The 21,022-nt window shown below is 46.1% G+C and carries 14 protein-coding genes; 9 read left to right on the top strand and 5 right to left on the bottom strand.

Annotated elements, in window-relative coordinates:
- The first annotated feature begins 122 nt into the window (after window positions 1-122).
- The 4 genes from QUA71_RS18445 (at window position 123) to panB (ending at window position 6,520) form a co-directional block, all read left to right on the top strand.
- Window positions 123-1,880: a serine/threonine-protein kinase gene (locus QUA71_RS18445; RefSeq protein WP_333287146.1), complete on the top strand. Its 1,758-nt coding sequence runs from the start codon at window positions 123-125 to the stop codon at window positions 1,878-1,880.
- 230 nt (window positions 1,881-2,110) lie between these two features.
- Window positions 2,111-3,400: an ATP-binding protein gene (locus tag QUA71_RS18440; RefSeq protein ID WP_333287144.1), complete on the top strand. Its 1,290-nt coding sequence runs from the start codon at window positions 2,111-2,113 to the stop codon at window positions 3,398-3,400.
- A 257-nt stretch (window positions 3,401-3,657) separates the two neighbouring features.
- Window positions 3,658-5,457 (top strand): tetratricopeptide repeat protein, encoded by a 1,800-nt coding sequence (locus QUA71_RS18435; RefSeq protein WP_333287142.1) that lies wholly within the window; start codon window positions 3,658-3,660, stop codon window positions 5,455-5,457.
- Between the two features lie 286 nt (window positions 5,458-5,743).
- Entirely contained in the window at window positions 5,744-6,520 is a 777-nt protein-coding gene (gene panB / locus QUA71_RS18430; RefSeq protein ID WP_333287140.1) for a 3-methyl-2-oxobutanoate hydroxymethyltransferase, read from the top strand.
- Window positions 6,521-6,581: 61 nt separating this feature from the next.
- Here the strand turns inward: panB and tatA are convergent, their stop codons facing one another.
- On the bottom strand, window positions 6,582-6,773 hold the full coding sequence (gene tatA / locus QUA71_RS18425) for a twin-arginine translocase TatA/TatE family subunit (RefSeq protein WP_190734631.1): 192 nt from the start codon (window positions 6,771-6,773) through the stop codon (window positions 6,582-6,584).
- A gap of 128 nt (window positions 6,774-6,901) precedes the next feature.
- Here tatA and QUA71_RS18420 point away from each other — a divergent pair, with 128 nt between their 5' ends.
- From QUA71_RS18420 to QUA71_RS18405, 4 genes are all read left to right on the top strand, one after another.
- Entirely contained in the window at window positions 6,902-7,639 is a 738-nt protein-coding gene (locus QUA71_RS18420; RefSeq protein WP_333287138.1) for a phycocyanobilin:ferredoxin oxidoreductase, read from the top strand.
- A gap of 71 nt (window positions 7,640-7,710) precedes the next feature.
- On the top strand, window positions 7,711-9,357 hold the full coding sequence (locus QUA71_RS18415) for an HlyD family efflux transporter periplasmic adaptor subunit (RefSeq protein ID WP_333287136.1): 1,647 nt from the start codon (window positions 7,711-7,713) through the stop codon (window positions 9,355-9,357).
- A 172-nt stretch (window positions 9,358-9,529) separates the two neighbouring features.
- Window positions 9,530-10,690 (top strand): ABC transporter permease DevC, encoded by a 1,161-nt coding sequence (gene devC / locus QUA71_RS18410; protein WP_333287134.1) that lies wholly within the window; start codon window positions 9,530-9,532, stop codon window positions 10,688-10,690.
- A 100-nt stretch (window positions 10,691-10,790) separates the two neighbouring features.
- A complete protein-coding gene (locus QUA71_RS18405) occupies window positions 10,791-11,513 on the top strand; it encodes a DevA family ABC transporter ATP-binding protein (RefSeq protein ID WP_333287166.1) in 723 nt (240 codons plus the stop codon).
- A 17-nt stretch (window positions 11,514-11,530) separates the two neighbouring features.
- Here QUA71_RS18405 and QUA71_RS18400 read toward each other — a convergent pair whose 3' ends face one another.
- The gene (locus tag QUA71_RS18400; RefSeq protein ID WP_190660546.1) at window positions 11,531-12,442 is read right to left on the bottom strand and encodes a hypothetical protein; all 912 of its coding nucleotides are present in this window, start codon (window positions 12,440-12,442) and stop codon (window positions 11,531-11,533) included.
- A 541-nt stretch (window positions 12,443-12,983) separates the two neighbouring features.
- Between QUA71_RS18400 and dnaX the strand changes: the two genes are divergently transcribed.
- Window positions 12,984-16,331, top strand: a complete 3,348-nt coding sequence (gene dnaX, locus QUA71_RS18395; RefSeq protein ID WP_333287132.1) for a DNA polymerase III subunit gamma/tau — start codon at window positions 12,984-12,986, stop codon at window positions 16,329-16,331.
- Window positions 16,332-16,572: 241 nt separating this feature from the next.
- On the opposite strand, the gene clpX is transcribed toward dnaX, so the two are convergent.
- From clpX to tig, 3 genes are all read right to left on the bottom strand, one after another.
- The gene (gene clpX / locus QUA71_RS18390; protein ID WP_333287130.1) at window positions 16,573-17,916 is read right to left on the bottom strand and encodes an ATP-dependent protease ATP-binding subunit ClpX; all 1,344 of its coding nucleotides are present in this window, start codon (window positions 17,914-17,916) and stop codon (window positions 16,573-16,575) included.
- Between the two features lie 9 nt (window positions 17,917-17,925).
- Entirely contained in the window at window positions 17,926-18,615 is a 690-nt protein-coding gene (gene clpP / locus QUA71_RS18385; protein ID WP_015179195.1) for an ATP-dependent Clp endopeptidase proteolytic subunit ClpP, read from the bottom strand.
- Between the two features lie 347 nt (window positions 18,616-18,962).
- Entirely contained in the window at window positions 18,963-20,378 is a 1,416-nt protein-coding gene (gene tig, locus QUA71_RS18380; RefSeq protein WP_333287128.1) for a trigger factor, read from the bottom strand.
- Window positions 20,379-21,022: the final 644 nt, after the last annotated feature.

Raw genomic sequence — 21,022 nt, 5'->3', positions numbered from 1 at the left:
AGCAAGCTCGTTTCTCAAACCAAATCCGTCGTTACAGCCATTTAACCTCGCTGAAAACCGGGTTCCTGCGTTAGCTGCGCGTAAGTCTAGTATGGATATTTAGCCCCATTTTTACTCTGGTTGTGCCTCACCCCTCTTCAAAAGCCGTTCACTGCATCAATCCAGATTGCCCAAGGCCCTACCCTCAGACTTGGGGCAACAATTTTTGTCATAGTTGCGGGGCTCCCCTGCGGCTAAAAAATCGCTACGTGCCTGTAGAAAGCCTCGGTTCCGGGGGTTTTGCAGCAATTTTCACAGTTTGGGACACAGAAACTCAAACCGATCGCGTCCTAAAAGTGTTGCTCGAAACTTCCCCGAAAGCGCTGAAACTGTTCGAGCAAGAAGCTTGGGTTTTGGCACGCTTGCGACACCCAGGCGTCCCGAGAGTCGAGCCTGACGGTTATTTTCACGTCCAAACGCAAAATTTTGCAGGCGGGGATGAAAATCCTGCGGCGAAGCGGCTACCTTGTTTGGTAATGGAAAAGATTCACGGCAAAACTTTAGAAGAGGTTCTCGACGAGCACCCTCAAGGATGTCCGCAGGAATGGGTGTTTAGTTGGCTGAGTCAAGCTGTGGAAATTTTAGAGGAGTTGCACAGGTGTCAGATTATTCACCGCGACATTAAACCCTCAAATTTGATGCTGCGAGACCCGGAATCGCCCCAAGTTTTGCTAAGCAAGGGTTTGGGCGGACTGCAATTGGTGACGATCGACTTTGGGGGAGTTAAACAGATGGGCGGTGTCGAATCGGTGGGGAAAGATTCTCCGAGTTCGACGCGGTTGATTTCGCCCGGGTACAGTCCCCCGGAACAAATTGTTGGAGGCGGTGTTGTACCGGCGACGGATTTTTATGCCCTGGGGCGAACTTGCATTCACTTGCTGACGGGGAAGTATCCGGCGGAAATTGAAGATCCGATGACGGGGGAGTTGCGGTGGCGCCACATTGTATCTGTGAGTCCGGCTTTGGCGAATTTGTTGGACGATATGGTGCGATCGAATGTGCAGCAGCGTCCGGCGACGGCTGGCGATGTTCGGGCGCGTTTGCAGGAGATTTATGCTAGGAGTAAGGGCAAAATCGCGATCGCCCCTGCGGGTCAAGCTATTTTAGAATTCTGCCGGCAAGTAGTGGTGGCGGGGGCGCAAAAAACTGTCAGCCTGACTGGTGTTGTGTTCGGCGCGATCGCTCAAATCGTGGTAGCTTCTCTGGATACAGGCTGGGAAATGGTGCTGGGTGCCGTTGGTGGAAGTGCGGGGGCGCTCGGCGGTTTGGTTTTGGGTTATGCTTCGCCTCTTGGCCCGGAAATTGCCAGTTTTCTGAATGAAGGTTTGCAGCAATTAATGCCTAACATGACTTTCGCTGTCGGGCCGGAAGTGCTGCTGTTTGGGTTTGCGGGGTTCGGAACTGCGATCGGTTTGACGGATGCGGGGAGTTTTCGCCAGCAAAAACAGTATTGGCTGTCTGGATTGATGGGAGCTCAGGGTTATTTGTTGGCGGGTTTGTGCTGGATGGAAGCAACAGCTTCTAGCGGTGTGCAGGGGGTGATTTTGGGAGCTTTTGCGATCGCCTCTTTGACTGTGGGAATGGGTTTGCGGAGCCATCAATTAGTTCATGCTTTGGTTGTGGCTGTTTTCTCTACGGGAATATTTCTGTTGCTGAATGCTTGGAACATTTTTCCGGGGAGTTTCTTTGGGATTTTGTCACTGTCTAACGTTACCTTCGGCTGGCTGCAAGTTTGGGGCTCAATTGTGTTCTTTGGTTTGTTGGGAAGTGCGATCGGGCTTTGTTTGGGAGTCAGTCATTATTTAGTTGTGCCTTTGTTGCGGTGGTTGGGCTGGAAGTAGGAATTAATTAAACATTAAACATTTCACCTCAGATTCATATCCCCCTAAATTTCACTTAAAAATATTCACTTTGGGTAATCTTATCCCCCCCTTGTTAAGGGGATATAGGCGCGCTATCCGGCTTTAAAAACTATTGTGGGGCGGGCCGGAGAGGTCGCCAAAAAATCTACAATTTAGATGCTAGACAGCTTATAATCATGAAGAACATTAAATAATAGTCTCAGAGTGCCATGTCAAAAATATTATTAGAATCATTTCGGACAGCCTATGCAAATATGGAGTTATCGCCGCTGATAACTCCGAAAGAAGTCGAGAACTTCCGAGTAGAATACGGGACGGAAGTGCTCGAACAATTAGAGCAATTAGTCGAAGATGACCCTTCCGGTAGGGGTAAAATTATTTTTAGCGGACATCGCGGTTGCGGTAAATCTACACTGTTGGCGGAATTTTGCCGCCAGATGGACGATCGTTATTTTACAGTCTTTTTCTCGATTTCCGACTTGATTGAAATGTCGGATGTCAATCATATCAATATCTTGTTTGCGATCGCAGTTCAGTTGATGGATGCAGCAGAAAAACAGGAAATTCCCATCAAAAAATCAATTAAAGAATCATTTTATAACTGGTTTGCCACTAAAACTAAAACAAAAATTGACGAATTGGGCGCCAGCGGATCGGTCGGTTTTAACTTGTTTAAGATGATTACAGGGAAGTTAAAAGCTGATGCGACGATTCGTGAAGAAATAAAACAAGAATTTATTCGCAAAGTTTCGGATTTGGTGGCGACAATTAACGAGATTGCTGCCGTAGTTCGAGAAGGCGCCAAAAAAGATGTAATTGTAGTGATTGATGACCTGGATAAGTTGGATTTAGGTGTCGTTCGCCAAGTTTATCAAGAACATATCAAAGCCCTATTTTTGCCGAATTTTAGGATGATTTTAACAACTCCTATTTCCGCGCTGCGAGATGTCTCTTTGGCCGCTACAGTGGAAACGGAAACTAACGATCAAATCGTGTTCATGCCAGTCACAAAGCTGTTTAAACGCGGGGAAAGTCGGAATGCTGATGCTGTTGCAATGGCGGAACCGGCGGCGAGATTGAAAGAGATTTTAGCTAAACGCTTGGGAAGCGAATTGATCGAACCGGAAACACTGGATCGCGTTGTCGCATACAGCGGTGGAGTATTGCGAGAATTGATTAGAATTGCTAACGAATGCTGCCGCATTTGTTTGCGGTTGGTGCGACGGAATCCAGAAGCTGCCATTAAAATTAATGCTGAGGTGTTTGAGGAAGCGATTAATAAATTGCGGATCGATTTTGATACCCGTTTAGGAACAACTGATTATGAGATGTTGATGGCAACTTACAGAGATTTTAAACCGGCTGACCCGAAAGCACAAGGGTTTTTGGATTTGCTGCATGGGTTATATGTTTTGGAATATCGCAATGGTGTTTTGTGGTACGACATTCACCCGATCGTGCTAGAATTGTTAAAGCAGCGAGATGATTTTCCGCGTTAATAATTTCTTTTATACTCAACAATTAAACTCGGCGGTTGAAACCGCTAGCAACGCGAGCACACAAACAAAGTCGGCCTACGCCGACTAAGGTAATGTCTAAGTCCAAAGTCGATCCCCCCTAGCCCCCCTTAAGAAGGGGGGGACAAGAGTATTCTCAAAGTCCCCCTTATTAAGGGGGGGACAAGAGTATTCTCAAAGTCCCCCTTATTAAGGGGGATTTAGGGGGATCGAGACTTCGATACAAATGACAATCAATTATGTCGAATCTCAACAGTCAAAACCAAGATAATTATGAAGATTTACTCGTGTCAATTGAAGCGGGTAAAGATATTCTCAACTTGCTAATCGCAGTTTGCGATGATAGCGACTGTCGCGATCGCCTGATTTCGGATTATGAAGCACAACTCGAACCGGATATCCGCCGCTATCGCGTAGAATTGGCGAGGGGTGAACCGAGTTTGCGATCGGCGATCGCCAATTTAGTCGAACAAGAAGCATATTTGCAGCAGCGGGAAAAAGCCGTGATCACCGTGACGGGTGTGGAAAGACTGCGATTTTTTAAACAATTTGGCGAAAGTCGATCGGAACAAGAAGTGTTTTTTGGCTATTTGCAATGGACGCGGGAAGCAATGCGGGAGTTTCCGTTTTCGATTGTCTTGTGGGTGACGCGACAAATTGAAATTCTGATTAGCAATGAGTCTCCTGATTTTTGGAGTTGGCGGAAAGGTGTGTTTCGCTTTGATACGAAAAAAACTGCGGCTGTTCCCAAAACTGAATTTGAACCGTTTCGATCCCTAGTTGAAGAGGACGATCGCGAACCGCCGAGTTTGATTCCGCTGGAAGATTTGCAGGATTTAATCGCGCGAACCGAACAGAAAAAAGGACTCCAAGACCCCAGTTTGGCAAGTCTTTATGCGAGTATGGGGAAGATTTATGACAGAAGGATCGAGTCGGGAGAGTGCGAAAATTTTCAGCAAGAGTATGAATTGGCGATCGATTATTTTCAAAAGGCGATCGCCCTTCAACAAGAGTTAGATCGGGAACTGGAATTATCAAGTAGTTTAAATAACCTCGCCGCACTTTATCAATCCCAAGGAAGGTACTCGGAAGCGGAACCGCTGTATTTGCAAGCATTAGAAATAGATAGGCGCTCGCTCCCTGAAGACCATCCCAGTTTAGCCACTCACCTCAACAATTTAGCCGGACTTTATAAATCCCAAGGCAGGTACTCGGAAGCGGAACCGCTGTACTTGCAAGCTGTGGAAATAGGTAGGCGATCGCTTCCTCAAGACCATCCAGATTTAGCTATTCACCTCAACAATTTAGCCGGACTTTATAAATCCCAAGGAAGGTACTCGGAAGCGGAACCGCTGTATTTGCAAGCTTTGGAGATAGACAAGCGATCGCTTCCTGAAGACCATCCCAATTTAGCTAATCACCTCAACAATTTAGCCCTACTTTATAAATCCCAAGGCAGGTACTCGGAAGCGGAACCGCTGTATTTGCAAGCTGTGGAAATAGACAGGCGATCGCTTCCTGAAGACCATCCCAGTTTAGCTATTGACCTCAACAATTTAGCTGGACTTTATGAATCCCAAGGAAGGTACTCGGAAGCGGAACCGCTGTACTTGCAAGCTGTGGAAATAGACAGGCGCTCGCTTCCTGAAGACCATCCCAGTTTAGCTATTGACCTCAACAATTTAGCCGGACTTTATGAATCCCAAGGCAGGTACTTGGAAGCAGAACCGCTGTATTTACAAGCATTAGAGATAGGCAGACGCTCGCTCCCAGAAGACCATCCCAGTTTAGCCACTCGCCTCAACAATTTAGCTTTCCTTTATCAATCCCAAGGCCGGTACTCGGAAGCGGAACCGCTGTATTTGCAAGCTGTGGAAATTCTTCGCAGCAAATGGCCTGAAAATCATCCTAATGTTCTCATAGGTTGGAAAAATTATGTTGGGCTGTGGCGGCAAGGAATCAGTAAAGGAGATTTGACATTTGAGCAATTGCAAAAACATCCTTTCGGGGAACAGTTATTAGCAGAACTTCAGGAATAAATAAAAATATCGCTCTCCGTTACAAATATTGTTAAAATATACAAGATGCAGCCTAGATTGTAGATTATTTAGTTGATCGCTCGCCGCTTATACCTAGTGCTGAGGCGCATCATTACAGGCGTGCATTGAGTTTTTCAGAGTGCGTGAGGCGCTGAATCAAGTTGCTCAACTTGTGACAATTCTTAATCGCCACGCCTCACCCAGTCTACAATATGGATTGTATATAATTTGTTATATTTGATATTATAAGTAATAGCAGGGGATAATATTATATTTTTGCACTAAAATGTCAGTCACTACTCATCAATTAATTCAGTGGAAACAACAAGGGCGGTCAATTGTTGCCCTGACAGCTTATGATTATGCGATCGCCCAACTCATCGATCGAGCAGGCGTAGATATCATCCTAGTCGGCGATTCCCTCGCCATGACAGTCTTAGGCTACGACACAACCCTACCCATAACCCTCGATGAAATGCTGCACCACGCTAAAGCAGTGCGCCGTGGAGTTAAACAAGCATTAATTGTTGTAGATTTGCCGTTTTTGACTTACCAAGAAAGTCCCCAGCAAGCCATGCACTCGGCCGGGAGAGCTTTGAAAGAAACTGGCGCTCAAGCTGTAAAATTAGAAGGTGGATATCCAGCAATGGCCGCCACAGTTTCCCAGCTAACATCCGCCGGAATTCCGGTGATGGGGCACGTTGGTTTAACTCCGCAGTCGGTACACCAACTCGGCTACAAAAAACAAGGGAAAACTGCCGAAGCAGCCGATCGCATCCTAGCAGAGTCGATCGCGCTTCAAGAAGCAGGTGCCTTTGCGATCGTCTTAGAACACATTCCCGCAGACTTAGCCGCTCAAATTACCCAAAAATTAACTATTCCCACCATTGGTATCGGCGCCGGGCCGCACTGCGACGGCCAAGTTTTAGTTACTTCCGATTTGTTGGGACTTTCGGAAAAACAGCCGCCTTTTGCGAAAGCTTACGCCAATTTGCGAGAAACGATTACCCAAGCTGTCACAGATTATTCCCTTGAAGTTAGAGAAGGCAAATTTCCCGAATAGGTTCTTAGTGAGGGCTTGAGCCCTTAAAAAGGAAGACTAAAATCCTCACTACAAACCTAATTTACACTTTCGGCTGGCCCTCTTCCTCTTTATCCTTCTCAACAGCTTCATCCTCAGATTGACCAACCCCTTCCTTAAAACTCCGCAGCGTTTTGCCCAAAGCATTTCCTAACTCAGGAATCTTCTTGGGGCCGAAAATTAGAATAGCCACCACCGCAACAATGCCCATTTCAGGCAATCCCAGACCAAACATACAAAATCTCCTGTAAAACTGGCTCGATCGTAAGTCAATCTACTGATATTGTTAAAGTATCTACCTTTTTTCCTGCATCTTGCAACAGTAGAATCAAGTTTAATTAAGCTATCCCCCGATAAATAGGAATGTTAGAAATATCCCAGCCTTCCCTGCGCGACCAACAGCACCATCTCATCCGCGATTTAGCAGACCGGATGGAAGCAGTATGGCACCGCTATCTCGACCTCGAACCCTACCACCTGCCCGCTGAGTTGGGATACGTAGAAGGGCGCTTGGAAGGAGAAAAACTGATCATTGAAAACCGCTGCTATCAAACGCCCCAGTTCCGCAAAATACACCTCGAACTCGCTAAAGTCGGACCAATGCTGGATATCCTGCACTGCGTGATGTTTCCGAGGCCGAATTACGCTTTGCCCATGTTCGGTACGGATATCGTAGCAGGCAAAGGTCAAGTTAGCGCCGCGATCGCAGACCTTTCTCCCCTCAATCCCGATCGAACTTTGTCGGAAACCTACCGAACCCAACTGGCAATATTGCCGATCGATCAATTTTCTTGTCCCCGCCAAATTCCCGAATGGGGGGATATTTTCTCAGAATTTTGTCTGTTTGTGCGGCCAGAGTCGATCGAAGAAGAAAGCAGATTTCTGGACATAGTTGAATCCTACGTTGAAATTCACTGCAAACAGGCAGTCGCTTCCGAACCAGTCTCTGCCGCCGAAGCCTCGAAAATTCTCGACGCTCAAATTTACTACTGCACCCAGCAGCAGCAAAACGACAAAACCCGTCGCATACTCGAAAAAGCTTTCGGTAAAGATTGGGCCGAACATTACATGACCGAGGTGCTTTTTGATATCCCTAAATAGCTGAAATTGGTTTACAATACTTCACAGTGGGTGAAAAAAACTTAATCAGGAAATCACCTACTTTATAAGTCATGGGAAAGGAATCACGGGTCAAGGATAAATCATTTTTAAAACCCCCAGGACGACGAATCATCGGTTTAGCGATCGCCGCCACGGTCGTTACCACAGGAGTCGGTTTTTGGCAAGTATCTCAAATTAGAAAAGCCGAAGAGTTAAAGGCAGCGGCGGCTGCAGCGGCGGCTGCAACTTCCGTCGCCACCCGCAACAGCGTCACAGCTTTGGGTAGGTTGACTCCCCAGGGGGAAGTTATCAAATTGTCGGCCCCTTCTGCGTCGGAGGGAGCAAGAATTGAACAGTTGCAGGTGGAAGAGGGCGATCGAGTCAGTCAAGGACAAATCATAGCAGTTCTCGATACGCGCGATCGGCTCCAAGCAATCCTCCAACAAGCCGACAAAGAAGTCAAAGTCAAACAAGCAGAATTAGCGAAAATTCAAGCAGGCGCAAAAACAGGCGTTGTCGGCGCTCAAAAAGCCGAAGTGGCCAAGTTTCAAGCACAACTGCAAAGGGAAACCGAAGCCGAAGCAGCCAATGTCGCCCGCTTAGAAGCTCAACTGCGAAGAGAAACCGAAGCCGAACAAGCTAACGTCGCCAAATTTGAGGCACAACTCCAAAGAGAAACCGAAGCCGAACAAGCTAATCTTGCCAAATTTGAGGCACAACTCGAAAGAGAAACAGAGGTGCAGCAATCGAAATTGGCTAGGCTAGAAGCTCAATTGCGCGGCGAAATTGCCTCTCAAAACGCTACAGTCGATCGGCTAAAAGCAGAATTGAAAAATGCCGAAGCCGAGCAACAACGCAACAAAGAACTAGCTGAAACAGGTGCAATTTCTGCTTCAGTTTATGACACAAAGCGTTTAACTGTAGATACGGCTCGTGAAAAAGTCAGAGAAGCTGAAGCGATATTAGAAAAAACAGTGCAAACACTGCAAGAGCAAATAGTTGAAACGAAAGCAACAATCAAACAAACAGTAGAAACAGGCAAGCAGGAAATCAATCAATCCCGAGCCAATCTCCGACGCAAGTTAGAAACAGGTAGGCAGGAAATTAACCAAGCCCGAGCCACCTTAAATCAAAAGATAGAAACAGGACGAGAACAAATCAATCAAGCCGAAGCAATACTAAAACAAAAAGCAGAAACTGGCCAAGAACAAATCAATCAAGCCAAAGCAAATCTAGACCAAATTGCCGAAGTCCGTCCCGAAGACGTGCAAGCCGCCCAAGCCGCCGTCGAAAGTGCGATCGCCACCAAACAAAAAGCTCAAGTAGACTTAAACTTAAGTTACGTCAAAGCACCCGTATCCGGCTACATCCTCAAAGTTCACAGCCGACAAGGAGAAAGTGTCAACACTCAAGATGGCATCGTAGAACTAGGTGGCACCGACCAAATGTACGCCGTAGCAGAAGTTTACGAAACCGACATCGCCAAAGTGCGAAACGGTCAGCGCGCAACAGTCACCAGCCCCGTATTTGAAGGCACTTTGGAAGGAACAGTCGCTCGCATCGGCAAACAAATCGGCAAAAAAGATGTGCTCAATACAGACCCCGCAGCCGACACCGACGCGAGAGTTATCGAAGTAAGAATTCGCCTTGCTCCGGAATCGAGCAAGAAAGTTGCAACCCTAACAAACTTGCAGGTTGAAGTCAAAATAGAGATCTAAATTTTACCTTGACAGGACTTACGCATGGGGACTCAAGCAACCTGGTTTTTAACCGAGATTAAGGGTTTGAATCAAATATAAGGGTAAAAAAAACCGATTTCTCAACACCCGTGCTTAAATCCTAAAATTATTTACTCCCAAATCCCAAATCTAAAATCTAAAATTGACTGTTATGGCAAAAATACCGCTAGCTTGGGCACAATTAACGCGCGAAAAAATGCGTTTAGTAATCGCGATAGCCGGCATTGGATTTGCCGACTTGCTGATGTTTATACAGTTCGGATTTAGAGACGCGCTATTTGAAAGTTCCACCACCTTTCACTCCCAATTAAAAGGGGATATTTTTATCACCAGCACGCAATCTACGGCTTTAATAGCCATGAAAAGCTTTCCCCAACGGCGTTTGTATCAAGCTTTGAGTTTTAATGGCGTTACAGGAATTAGCCCGGTATATTTAGGCTTTGGGTTGTGGAAAAATCCCGCACCAGACAAAAACAATACCCGCCAACTGATGGTAATCGGTTTTGACCCCGCTCATCCCATCTTTGAGATGCCGGAAGTCAAAAATAATTTGGACAAAATCAAAATTTCAGATGTCGTTTTATTCGATCGAGCTTCCCGCCCGGAGTTTGGGCCAGTAGCAGAATATTTCAACCAGGGAAAGCCTGTGGAAACTGAAATAGATAACCGCCGCGTTACTGTAGAGGCGCTATTTACTTTAGGAGCATCTTTCGGTGCTGATGGCAATATTATTACCAGCGATTTGAACTTTATGCGAATTTTTCACGGTAGAAGAAGTAAAGGTTTAATTGATGTCGGAATTGTTCACTTGCAGCCGGGAACTGATGTCAAGGCAGTTATTGAAAAAATGAGGGCAACTTTACCGCAAGACGTGACAATTGCTTCTAAAGAAGAGTTTATAGATTTTGAGAGAAAATATTGGGAGGAAAGCACGGCGATCGGATTTATTTTCACTCTCGGCGCGACTATGGGATTTATCGTGGGAATCGTGATTGTCTATCAAATTCTCTATACTGATGTTAATGACCATTTGCCAGAATACGCTACGCTGAAGGCGATGGGATATAAAGACGGTTACTTTTTGAGTGTGGTTTTTCAAGAGGCTTTAATTTTGGCAATCCTTGGTTATTTGCCAGGACTTGGGATTTCTGTGGTGTTGTACAATTTAGCTAGAACTGCTACGACTTTACCGATGTACATGACTTTGGGAAAAGTTGTAACTGTGTTTACAATGACAACGATCATGTGTTTTGTGTCGGGGGCGATCGCAGTTAGGAAGTTGCAGGCGGCTGACCCAGCGGATATTTTTTAAGGAAGGAAGAAGGAAGAAGGAAGAAAGGAAGAAGGAAGAAGGAAGAAAGGAAGAAGGAAATACCAATTACCAATTACGAATTAACAGCTACAAATTACCCATGAATACTTTACCAGTTGTCTCGATTAAAAATCTCAATCATTCCTTCGGCGAAGGACAACTTCGCAAACAGACATTATTTGACATCAACCTCGAAATTTATCCGGGCGAAATCGTGCTGATGACTGGGCCTTCGGGGTCTGGTAAAACAACATTGTTAACCTTGATTGGAGCTTTGCGATCGATCCAAGAAGGTAGTCTTAAAATTCTTGGCCAAGAATTGCGGGGAACGCCGAAAAATAAATTAGTTAAAATCCGCCGCGACATCGGCTATATTTTCCAAGGTCACAATTTGCTCAAATGCTTGACAGCTAGGCAAAACGTGCAAATGTCTTTAGAACTGCACAGCCATCTTTCTCGCCAAGAAACTAATGATAAAATAGAGGGAATGCTGCAAGCTGTAGGCTTGGGAGAAAGAATAGATTATTACCCGGACAGTCTTTCGGGCGGCCAGAAACAAAGAGTTGCGATCGCCCGGGCATTAGTCAGCCAGCCGAAATTAGTATTAGCAGACGAACCCACAGCAGCACTAGACAGTAAATCAGGTCGAGATGTGGTAGAAATTATGCGAGGTTTGGCAAAAGAACAGCACTGCACTATTTTGCTTGTCACGCACGACAACCGCATTTTAGACATAGCCGATCGCATTATTCACATGGAAGACGGCTACCTCGCACAAGACACATCAACAACGGTGGCAACCAGCGTTCTTTCGGGAAAATAATATTAACCCACCTACACTTATTTCCGAGAAACGGGACGCTTTCCTCCTACCTTAGCAGGACTTTTTGTCCCACCTTTGGCTGGACTTTTAGAACTACTTTTGCTACTTTTTTGACCCTTAGCTCCTACCAATTGGCCCTCAGTGGCATTTGCAGGTCGGCCGGCAGGCGTTCTCGTAGTCCTAAAGGTAACATTCACCCCTTCATTCGACTGTTCCAGCACCAACATCGGCGTCGGCTTGGCTTTTTGATCCCACTCAATATGAACGATGCGACCTTGAATTGTGGGCTGCCAACTGTCGTGGTCGTCTGAAGGACTCAGATAAGTTTCCAAACAGTCAATAATTTGATTAATTGTCGCTGATGTTGCCTGAGTCGGCAGTTTCATCAACTTAATTTGAATCCGAAACAGCACGCGTTTTTCTATTTTTATTGCCGGATCGCCAGTTTCGTATTCGATATCAAACATCGAATCCACTTGCCTGCCGCTGCCCGCATTCCCATTTTTATCTCCCACTGCCCCCTGAGTCGGACGCAGGGCAATACTAATTTTTTCTTTAACTTTTACCTTGATCTGGTTCACAATGGCAAAGTGAAAGACTTCTTCCGCCATCCGCATTCTCAGGTAGTCTAAATTAAAGTCTCGCGAGTGGATAAGGTCGGGATTCTTTTCCATCTTTAACATGGTTTCCAGAGCCATTTTGTATTTTTTCTGGAGTTCTCGATTTCTAAACTCCTCAAATTTGAGCTTTTTGCTCAAATCGTCGAGTTTTAGCTTGGTAAACACTGCTAAACCGATAAGCAATAATAACAGTAATCCCGACGCTCCCATGAAGAGTTGGTCTGAGGACGGATCTCCGGGTTTAGCCTGTTTAGGTTTGGGAGAGGCTACTGCCAACCTTGGTTCTACAAGGATTATTTGGGTTGACATGGGCTTTTAAAGGGTAAAATTTGACGCTAGATTTATACAAAACTCCAGAGTAGAGCTGGTAGTGCAACTGGATCAACCAACATTGACATCATTCCACCATCATCTTGGTACAACTGGATTTCTGCAACTGGAGCACGCACCCTCTAATTAATACTTTATCTTTAACTGCAAGCAGGTTTCCGAAATATCGGAAAATCGCGCGCTGGCACTGGCAAATAGAAATGGTGAATTGTCTGTAATATATTATACCAAGATATCTAAAAAAAATGTTTGTTCGGCGGTCTCCGTTTCTAGAAAAATAAAAAGAAATACACATAAATTAATAGTAACTCTGGGAGCCAGCAGCGGAAAACATCAAGGAGAACAGCCGACGATCGCCCGGACGATCGAGGGGCGGACGTTGGGAGAGTGCTAATTCCTACTGTTGGCTGACTCCCGCCGTGCAAGCCCACCGGGCGGCTTGCTGTGAGAGTCTGGCTAAGGTGCGATCGAACAACGTCTCCTTAGCTAAGATTACAGCTAATACCACCAATATTCGATCGTGACCTACGAACCCCTGCACCACAAATATCGCCCTCAGACATTTGCCGAATTAGTCGGTCAAGAGGCGATCGCCCAAACCCTCACCAGCGCCATCCTACAAGAGCGCATAGCACCAGCATATCTATTCACCGGCCCCAGAGGCACCGGTAAAACCTCTAGTGCCAGAATTTTCGCCAAATCCCTTAACTGTATTTCTACGGTTGCCCCCACCCCCACACCCTGTGGCAAATGCAACGTTTGCCAAGAAATTGCCCGAGGTTCCACACTAGATGTCATCGAAATTGACGCCGCCAGCAACACCGGAGTAGATAACATTCGGGATTTGATCGAACGAGCTCAATTTGCTCCCGTACAGTGCCGCTATAAAGTATATGTAATAGACGAGTGTTTGACCGGTGATTCTCAGGTAAAAACTAGCGAAGGTCTGATGCGGATCGACAATCGCAACATCAAAGGAAAACAAGTTCTCAGCTATAACGAAACTTCAGAAGTTTGGGAATTTAAAAAAGTTTTGAGGTGGTTAGACCGAGGGGAGAAACAAACACTGGTGATTAAAACCGCCAACCGAGAAATCAGATGTACGGGCAATCATCCAATCAGGACAGAACAGGGATGGATACGAGCAAAAGACGTAAAAGAAGGAGTGAAGATACTATCCCCTGTGAATGTGGGTGCGGCACCCTCATTCACAAAATTGGAACAGATGGACGCTTGCGGAGATTTGCCAGAGGACATCAATTTTACGGGAATACCTACGGACAAAAATCCTACGACTTTGCCTCTATTCTCGAACAGGCTCAAGCCCTCCGACCTCTCTGTGCGTGTGGCTGTGGAGAACAACTCGAAATACCAGACTTTTTACAAAAAAAAGGCAAAGGGATTAAGAGCATTCAGTCTAATTGGCAGCGACATCCGTATAAAAAAGGACATGGACTTTGGGATGCAAGAACGGAAAAGTTCTTGGCAAATGCCGAAGTTTTGCAACCAGAAACACTCGGACTCATCTACGGAACATTGCTTGGAGACGGTTTTATCACCTACCCAAATAAATATAGCCGATTTCCAAGATTGGGCTGGACACACGGAGAAAAGCAGCGGGAATGGTTGGAATACAAAGCTTCTTGCCTTTCGACACTGCGACCAAAGTTACGAGTTACACCTAACCGAGGATACGGAAATATATCAGTCTGTTGCAACACAGTCTGCCATCCCCAACTTAGAGATGTCTTTGACGCTGTTAAACCCAACAGAAACGGAAAATACGTCACAATGGATTGGCTCGAGCGCGTCACTCCAGAAGGACTTGCTTGGTGGTACATGGATGATGGCTCGCTCAGCATTTCCCCAGAAGGAAGTCCAACTATCCAAATTCATACAGAAGGATATTCTAGGGCAGAAAATCAACTCCTTGCCAATTGGCTTACAGGTTTGGGATACCCAACAACAACTAAATTTTACAGAAGGTCTAACACCTGTAAAACCTACGACTACATACACATGGGTGCTGAAACCAGTAGAAAATGGGTATCAGACTTTAAAAAGTATTCAATCCCTTCAATGGATTACAAGTTTGGAGACAGTCGAATCTGTAAAAGTCGCTGGGGTCGAGAAAGTTTATGATATTGAAGTAGAAGACAACCACAATTTTGTCGCTAACGGTCTTCTGGTTCATAATTGCCATATGCTAAGCACCCAGGCATTCAACTCTCTACTCAAAACCCTAGAAGAACCGCCCGATCGCGTTGTATTCGTTCTCGCCACAACCGACCCACAAAGAGTATTACCAACTATTATTTCTCGTTGCCAAAAGTTCGACTTCCGCCGCATACCCCTCGATGCAATGATTGCTCATTTGCACAAAATTGCCAAATTAGAAAACATCAATATTGCCAGCGATGCAGTACAAATGGTTGCTCAAATCGCCCAAGGAGGTCTGCGAGATGCCGAAAGTTTGCTCGACCAACTAAGCTTATTTCAGGGTGAAGTAACAGTTGAAAAAGTTTGGGATTTAGTCGGTGCAGTCCCCGAGAATGACTTAATGGAGTTGCTGCAAGCTATTGATACAGATAACGCTACAGCATTAATAGACATGACCCGCCATCTCATGGATCGCGGTCGGGAACCGCTAATCGTGCTGCAAAGTCTCGCGAGCTTTTACCGAGATTTGCTAATAGCCAAAGCTGCACCGAAACGGTCAGATTTAGTAGCTTTAACATCTACAACTTGGGAAAAACTGGGGGATTTTGCCCGCAATTGGGATGCGGAGTTGATTTTGGCAGGTCAGAAACATTTGCAAACCCACGAAGTGCAAATTAAAAACACTACTCAGCCGCGTTTGTGGCTGGAAGTAACGCTGTTGGGATTGTTGCCCTCAGCAATTAGAACTCAGCAGCAACCAACAGCGGAACCAGCTAAAAATATTGCTCCGTCACAAATTCACCCCCCCCAACCCCCCCTTGCTAAGGGGGCGAGTCAGATATCTAATATTGAACAATCTTCAGTTTCCAATTCGCAAAATCATCCACCTCAGTCGCAGCCTGTGGCTAATCGAACAGAAAGCCCACCTCCTGCAGCGATTCCCGCACCTGTACCAACTGCTGAAACGAATCAAACAAATTATTCACAGACTAATTCAGCCGATGAAATCGATTTAAATCGAGTGTGGGAACAGGTACTTGAGCGCGTGCGGCCGCATGGAACTCAATCGCTGCTTCGCCAACATGGACAGCTAGTAATTTTCAGCAATAATACTGCTCATGTTAAGATTAGTTCGCAACCGTTGCTCAATATGGTTAAAGACAAAGTAGCTAATATTGAAGAAGCTTTTTTGCAAATTTTTAACCGTCGAGTAACAGTAAAAGTGGGCTTGACAAATCCCGCTGAAACTAATAGTTCCCGCGCCAAGGATTTGCCTACTTCTAACGGACGTGTTGCCGAAAATCCTAGGAATTCTCATCCTGTGAGTGATGCGGGCCAACAGGTGCAGAAGTCGGCGGATTCTGAGATTACAGATGATTTTTTGGGGAATGGTGGAGAAGAACAAAAGCACCCGCCAACGCCTGAAAATACCGCCGTTAATGTGCCGGCAATTTCCGAATCGCGATCGCCCACAAACGGTTCTACAGACTCTCAAAATGACTTTAACGCTCAGGCTATAGCGGTGCGTGATGACGCTCAATATGTCGCGAATACGGCTAGGCAATTGGCTGATATGTTTGACGGGGAAGTAGTCGATTTGTCGGATGACTTGGAGATTTGGGAGTCGGAAACTTTTAGATTGGAATCTGAACCGGATTTTCCCGAGTTATCTTCTGAGTTAGGTGAGGATGATTTTATAGATTGGTAAGTATAGCAATCCTTGCAGGAGTCGTAAATTTTTTACCCCACCCCAACCCTCCCCGAACCCGCGGGGAGGGAGTAAGAAATCACCAATGATGCAAGGATTGCTATAGATCACTAAAAAAAACCGAGAAACCCGGTTTTTTTTAGTAGGGGCGCTGCTAAGAGTGGCCGCCCTTCCAGGTTTCTTAATACCCTAAAAGTTTTAGGTTTAATTAGAGTCACCTAGTGATTGTGAATATCTACTTTTAAGCTGACTCTGGCTTGGGCAGCGAAGACGGAAGTACCAACAACTCAGCCGTCGATCGCTTCTCGACCATTTCCTTAGTAATCGTACACCGGGCAACATCCTTGCGCGACGGCAACTCGTACATCACATCCAACATCAATTCTTCGACAATTCCCCGCAGCGCCCGCGCTCCTGTTTTGCGGCGGTATGCTTCCTGGGCGATCGCCCGAATCGCCTCTGGCTTAAAGTCCAACTGCACATTATCCATCTTCAGCAGCTTTTGATACTGCTTAACCAAAGCATTTCGGGGCTCCGTCAAAATCGCCATCAGCGTTTCCTCATCCAGCGGTTCCAACACCGCCGCCACCGGCACCCGCCCGATAAACTCAGGAATCATCCCAAACTTCACCAAATCCTCGGGTTCCAGTTGCTTGAGTACATCAGCAGCCCGCTTTTCCTTCGGCTGAGCTTCTCCGGGCTGAATAAAACCCATTGACTTTTTGCCAGTTCTCTGCTCTATCACTTTTTCCAGACCGACAAAAGCACCGCCGCAGATAAACATGATATTGCTAGTATCAATTTGGATGCAGTCTTGGTAGGGATGCTTGCGCCCGCCTTGGGGAGGTACGTTCGCGATCGTCCCCTCAAGCATTTTCAGCAGCGCCTGCTGCACGCCTTCACCCGACACATCCCGCGTAATCGAAGGATTTTCGCTCTTGCGGGCAATTTTGTCAATTTCATCAATATAAATAATTCCGCGCTGCGCCTCTTCCACGTCCATATCTGCCACTTGCAGCAGCCGCAGCAAAATATTTTCCACATCTTCCCCGACATAGCCTGCTTCCGTCAGCGTCGTCGCGTCAGCCACCGCAAACGGTACGTCCAGCATATCCGCCAACGTCTGAGCCAGCAGAGTTTTTCCGCAGCCCGTCGGCCCGATTAACAAAATATTCGATTTTTGCAGTTCTACTTCTTCCGGCGGGTGCTTGCCACTATTTTTGGCATGGATAAAGCTCAGGCGCTTGTAGTGGTTGTAAACAGCCACCGAGAGCACCTTTTTCGCCTCATTTTGCCCGATCGCGTTTTCGTCGAGGTAATTTTTAATTTCCCTCGGCTTCGGGATTTGGCTCATCAACATACTTTTGCCCGAGGTAGCGCGGCGCTTTTGCGTCGTTTCCTGCTTCGGGGGCACCGCCGTTGCAGGCACTGCACTCGAATCAAACAACTCCTCATCTAAAATTTCATTGCACAAGTCTACGCATTCGTCGCAGATATACACCCCGGGCCCTGCGATCAACTTGCGTACTTGCTCTTGAGACTTGCCACAAAACGAACATTTTAGATGGGAGTCGTACTTAGACATAACAGCCTCTTAATTCAGTGCAGTGACATTCTCTCCCGCCGCCGGAAGGTTTTCTTTAGCGATAACTCGATCGACCAAACCGTAATTTTTGGCTTCCTCGGCTGACATAAAAAAGTCGCGCTCTGTATCAGCCTCTAATTTCTCGATCGGTTGACCCGTGTGGTGCGCTAGCAGTTGATTCAGCTTACGCTTATGATAAAGGATTTCTTTGGCTTGAATCTCAATATCAACTGCTTGACCTTGAGCGCCTCCAAGCGGCTGGTGGATCATAATCCGGGAACTCGGAAGAGACATCCGCTTACCGTGGGCTCCTGCTGTCAGCAGAAATGCGCCCATACTGGCTGCCAAACCGTAACAAATCGTCACCACATCCGGGCGGATTTGCTGCATTGTGTCATAAATTGCCATGCCGGCCGTCACCGAGCCGCCGGGGGAATTTATGTACATTTGGACATCTTTTTCTGGGTCTTCGGCATCTAGATACAATAGCTGAGCCACTATTGAGTCAGCAACTTCGTCGGTTACGGGAGTTCCTAAAAACACAATTCGCTCCCGCAGCAAGCGCGAGTAAATGTCAAAGGCCCGCTCGCCCATCCCCGACTGTTCTAGCACCATCGGCACTACATTGCTGGGGCTGGAACTGACATCAAAATCGTTATAGCTTGTAATTAGGTAATTGGAAGATTGAGATACAACCATAAGACACCAGTCAAGGATTCTAGACAATTTGCTGCTGCTGATGAAAGCTTTAAATTAAGCCGCCAGCTTTTAACTATTATGCCTCTTCTGAACGGATATCGGGGGAATGGGGAGTTTTGAGTTTTGAAAGTGCTTTCTGCGCTGGGCGCAACGCTGGAGTGACTCGCAAGGCTCGCGGGGTGAATGAGTTAAAATACTTACTGGTAAATCATCGCTGCTTCTAGTGGACACCGCGAGCTTTTAGTAAGGATCGGGCGCACCCGGAGCTTGTAGTTAAGGATCGGGTGCGCCGTTAAAATCACGGTTCATTTCATGCCCCCAATTAGGACATTTGAACGCATTAAGTTCTATTCTTCGCCTACGACTTCCACTTCAACGCTCGTGGCTGCTTCTGCTGAATCTTCAGCGTCTGATTCTTCTGATTCTGCAGCAGCAGGAGTCAGAGAGCCTTCAGGTAGGAGTTCGATTGTCCCTTTTTCTTCCAACCATTTCAGGGTTTTTTGTTTTAGCAAGTCTTCTGCTACAAATTCCTGCAACCTTTGGGGGTCAAAATCTCCTTTGGGAAACTGCTTTCTGATTTTGGCTACTTCGGCTGCTACTTCTGCTGGTTCAACAGATAAGGATTCCAGCTTGGCTATTTCTGCCAGAGCTAAATTCTGCTTGAGGCGCTCGATTGCTTCCGGGCGCGAGCGTTCCCGCATCGGGCCCATATTTTCTTCGGTAAACAGTTGGTTGATATCTATGCCGTAATTTTTCAATTGGACGGCTTGTTGATTCAACAAATAATCGATTTCGCGATCGACCATTGTTTCGGGAATTTCCACGTCTATTAGCTGCACGAGGGCTGCTGATATAGCTTTTTCCTTATTTGCTGATGTCTTGTTTTCTTGGTCTGCTTTAAACCGAGTTTCGAGCGATTCGCGCAGTTCTGCTAAAGTTTCAAACTCACTGACTTCTTGGGCGAAGTCGTCGTCCAACTCCGGCAATTCTTTTTCCTTAAGTTCTTTGAGAGTAATCGTAAAGACTGCCGGTTTTCCTGCTAGTTCTTCACTGCTATACTCATCTGGGAACTGTACAGAAACTTCTCTAGTTTCTCCTGGATTCATCCCGATCATGCCTTGGATAAAGCCCGGTACAAACTGATTTTCCGATAATTCTACTTGAAAGTCTTCTGCTTGACCGCCGGGAATTTCTGCGGGAGTTTCGCCTTCAGGTGCTTCGGCAAATCTACCGGAGAAATCAACCAAAGCCATGTCTCCCAACTGAGCTGGCCGGCCTTCTACGGGGATTAAAGCAGCTTTGTCCGATCGATATTTTGCCAGAACCTCATCTACCTGAGCCTCATCATACTTAGCTTCTTCTGCTTGAAGCTGCAAACCTGTGTACTGACCCATTTTCACTTCTGGTTGTACATCAACCTTTGCCGAAAAAATCAGAGGCTGTTCTGGATCGAACTTAGCTAGTAATTCTTCAAACTCGGTGCGAAGTTCAAAACTGCCAATTGCGGCAATTTTTTCTTGTTCGAGGGCTTTTTGCAGGGAATCATTAATCAAATTTTCCAACGCCGTCGCCTTCAAGCGAGTCTGGCCTAGGCGCTGTAGCAAAACTTGACGGGGAACTTTGCCTTTGCGGAACCCAGGAATATTAACCTCGCGAGCAAATTGTTTAATTACTTGCTCGTAAGCTTGTTTTGACTTTTCTGACGGTACTTCGATTTCCAGACCAATTTGGCTAGCTGGAAGTTTTTCCTGGGTTACTTTCATCGGCTTTTTTGATATTTAACAATAGTGTATTGACACTCCCTGACCTAAAGGACAGGGATTCTTAATTCAGCGACTGACCTTAAAATGTTGCGTCCTTTCGGCAATACTCAAACTTTTTAACCGTAGAAATCCTACCAATTAACGAGCCTGATTCGCAGTCATCCCAGAGGGTCTATCTCCAAAAGCGTACTAGGATATTTACCTAGAGTTCGGGTATGCCCTACCCTACTTAACAAGACTAAATAGTTGGTTTCTCTGGTTAAAGGAACTGTGTTAAGCCCCTAGCTGTTTATAGAGTTTTCGCCGCTCTTTGTCCCCCGGTTTACGCCTAAAAGTGTGTCGTTAACTGTTTTTATGCACTATGGCGCAGGAGTTTAACCTTGACTACTGTAGTCTACTAGAAATTTCCTGACTTTTAGGAAGGGATTTAAGAAATTAAAGCCGTCCTAGAAGGACAGGGTTTTAGACCCAATTTCCTTGATAAAATACATACAAATCTGACTTTGCCTGCATTTTAATTTTGTACGCTTTGACTCGTAACGGCACAACTACAACACCTTTACCGGATGAGACTGTAAGTCATTTCCGGCTACTTTTTTGGCTCTTGCCAAATAGTTTTGGTTTGAGGATACTAGCTTTTGCTG

The sequence above is a fragment of the Microcoleus sp. MON1_C5 genome, from assembly GCF_036701875.1.
Classification (GTDB): domain Bacteria; phylum Cyanobacteriota; class Cyanobacteriia; order Cyanobacteriales; family Microcoleaceae; genus Microcoleus.
This window is presented reverse-complemented; position numbering and strand designations above follow the sequence as displayed.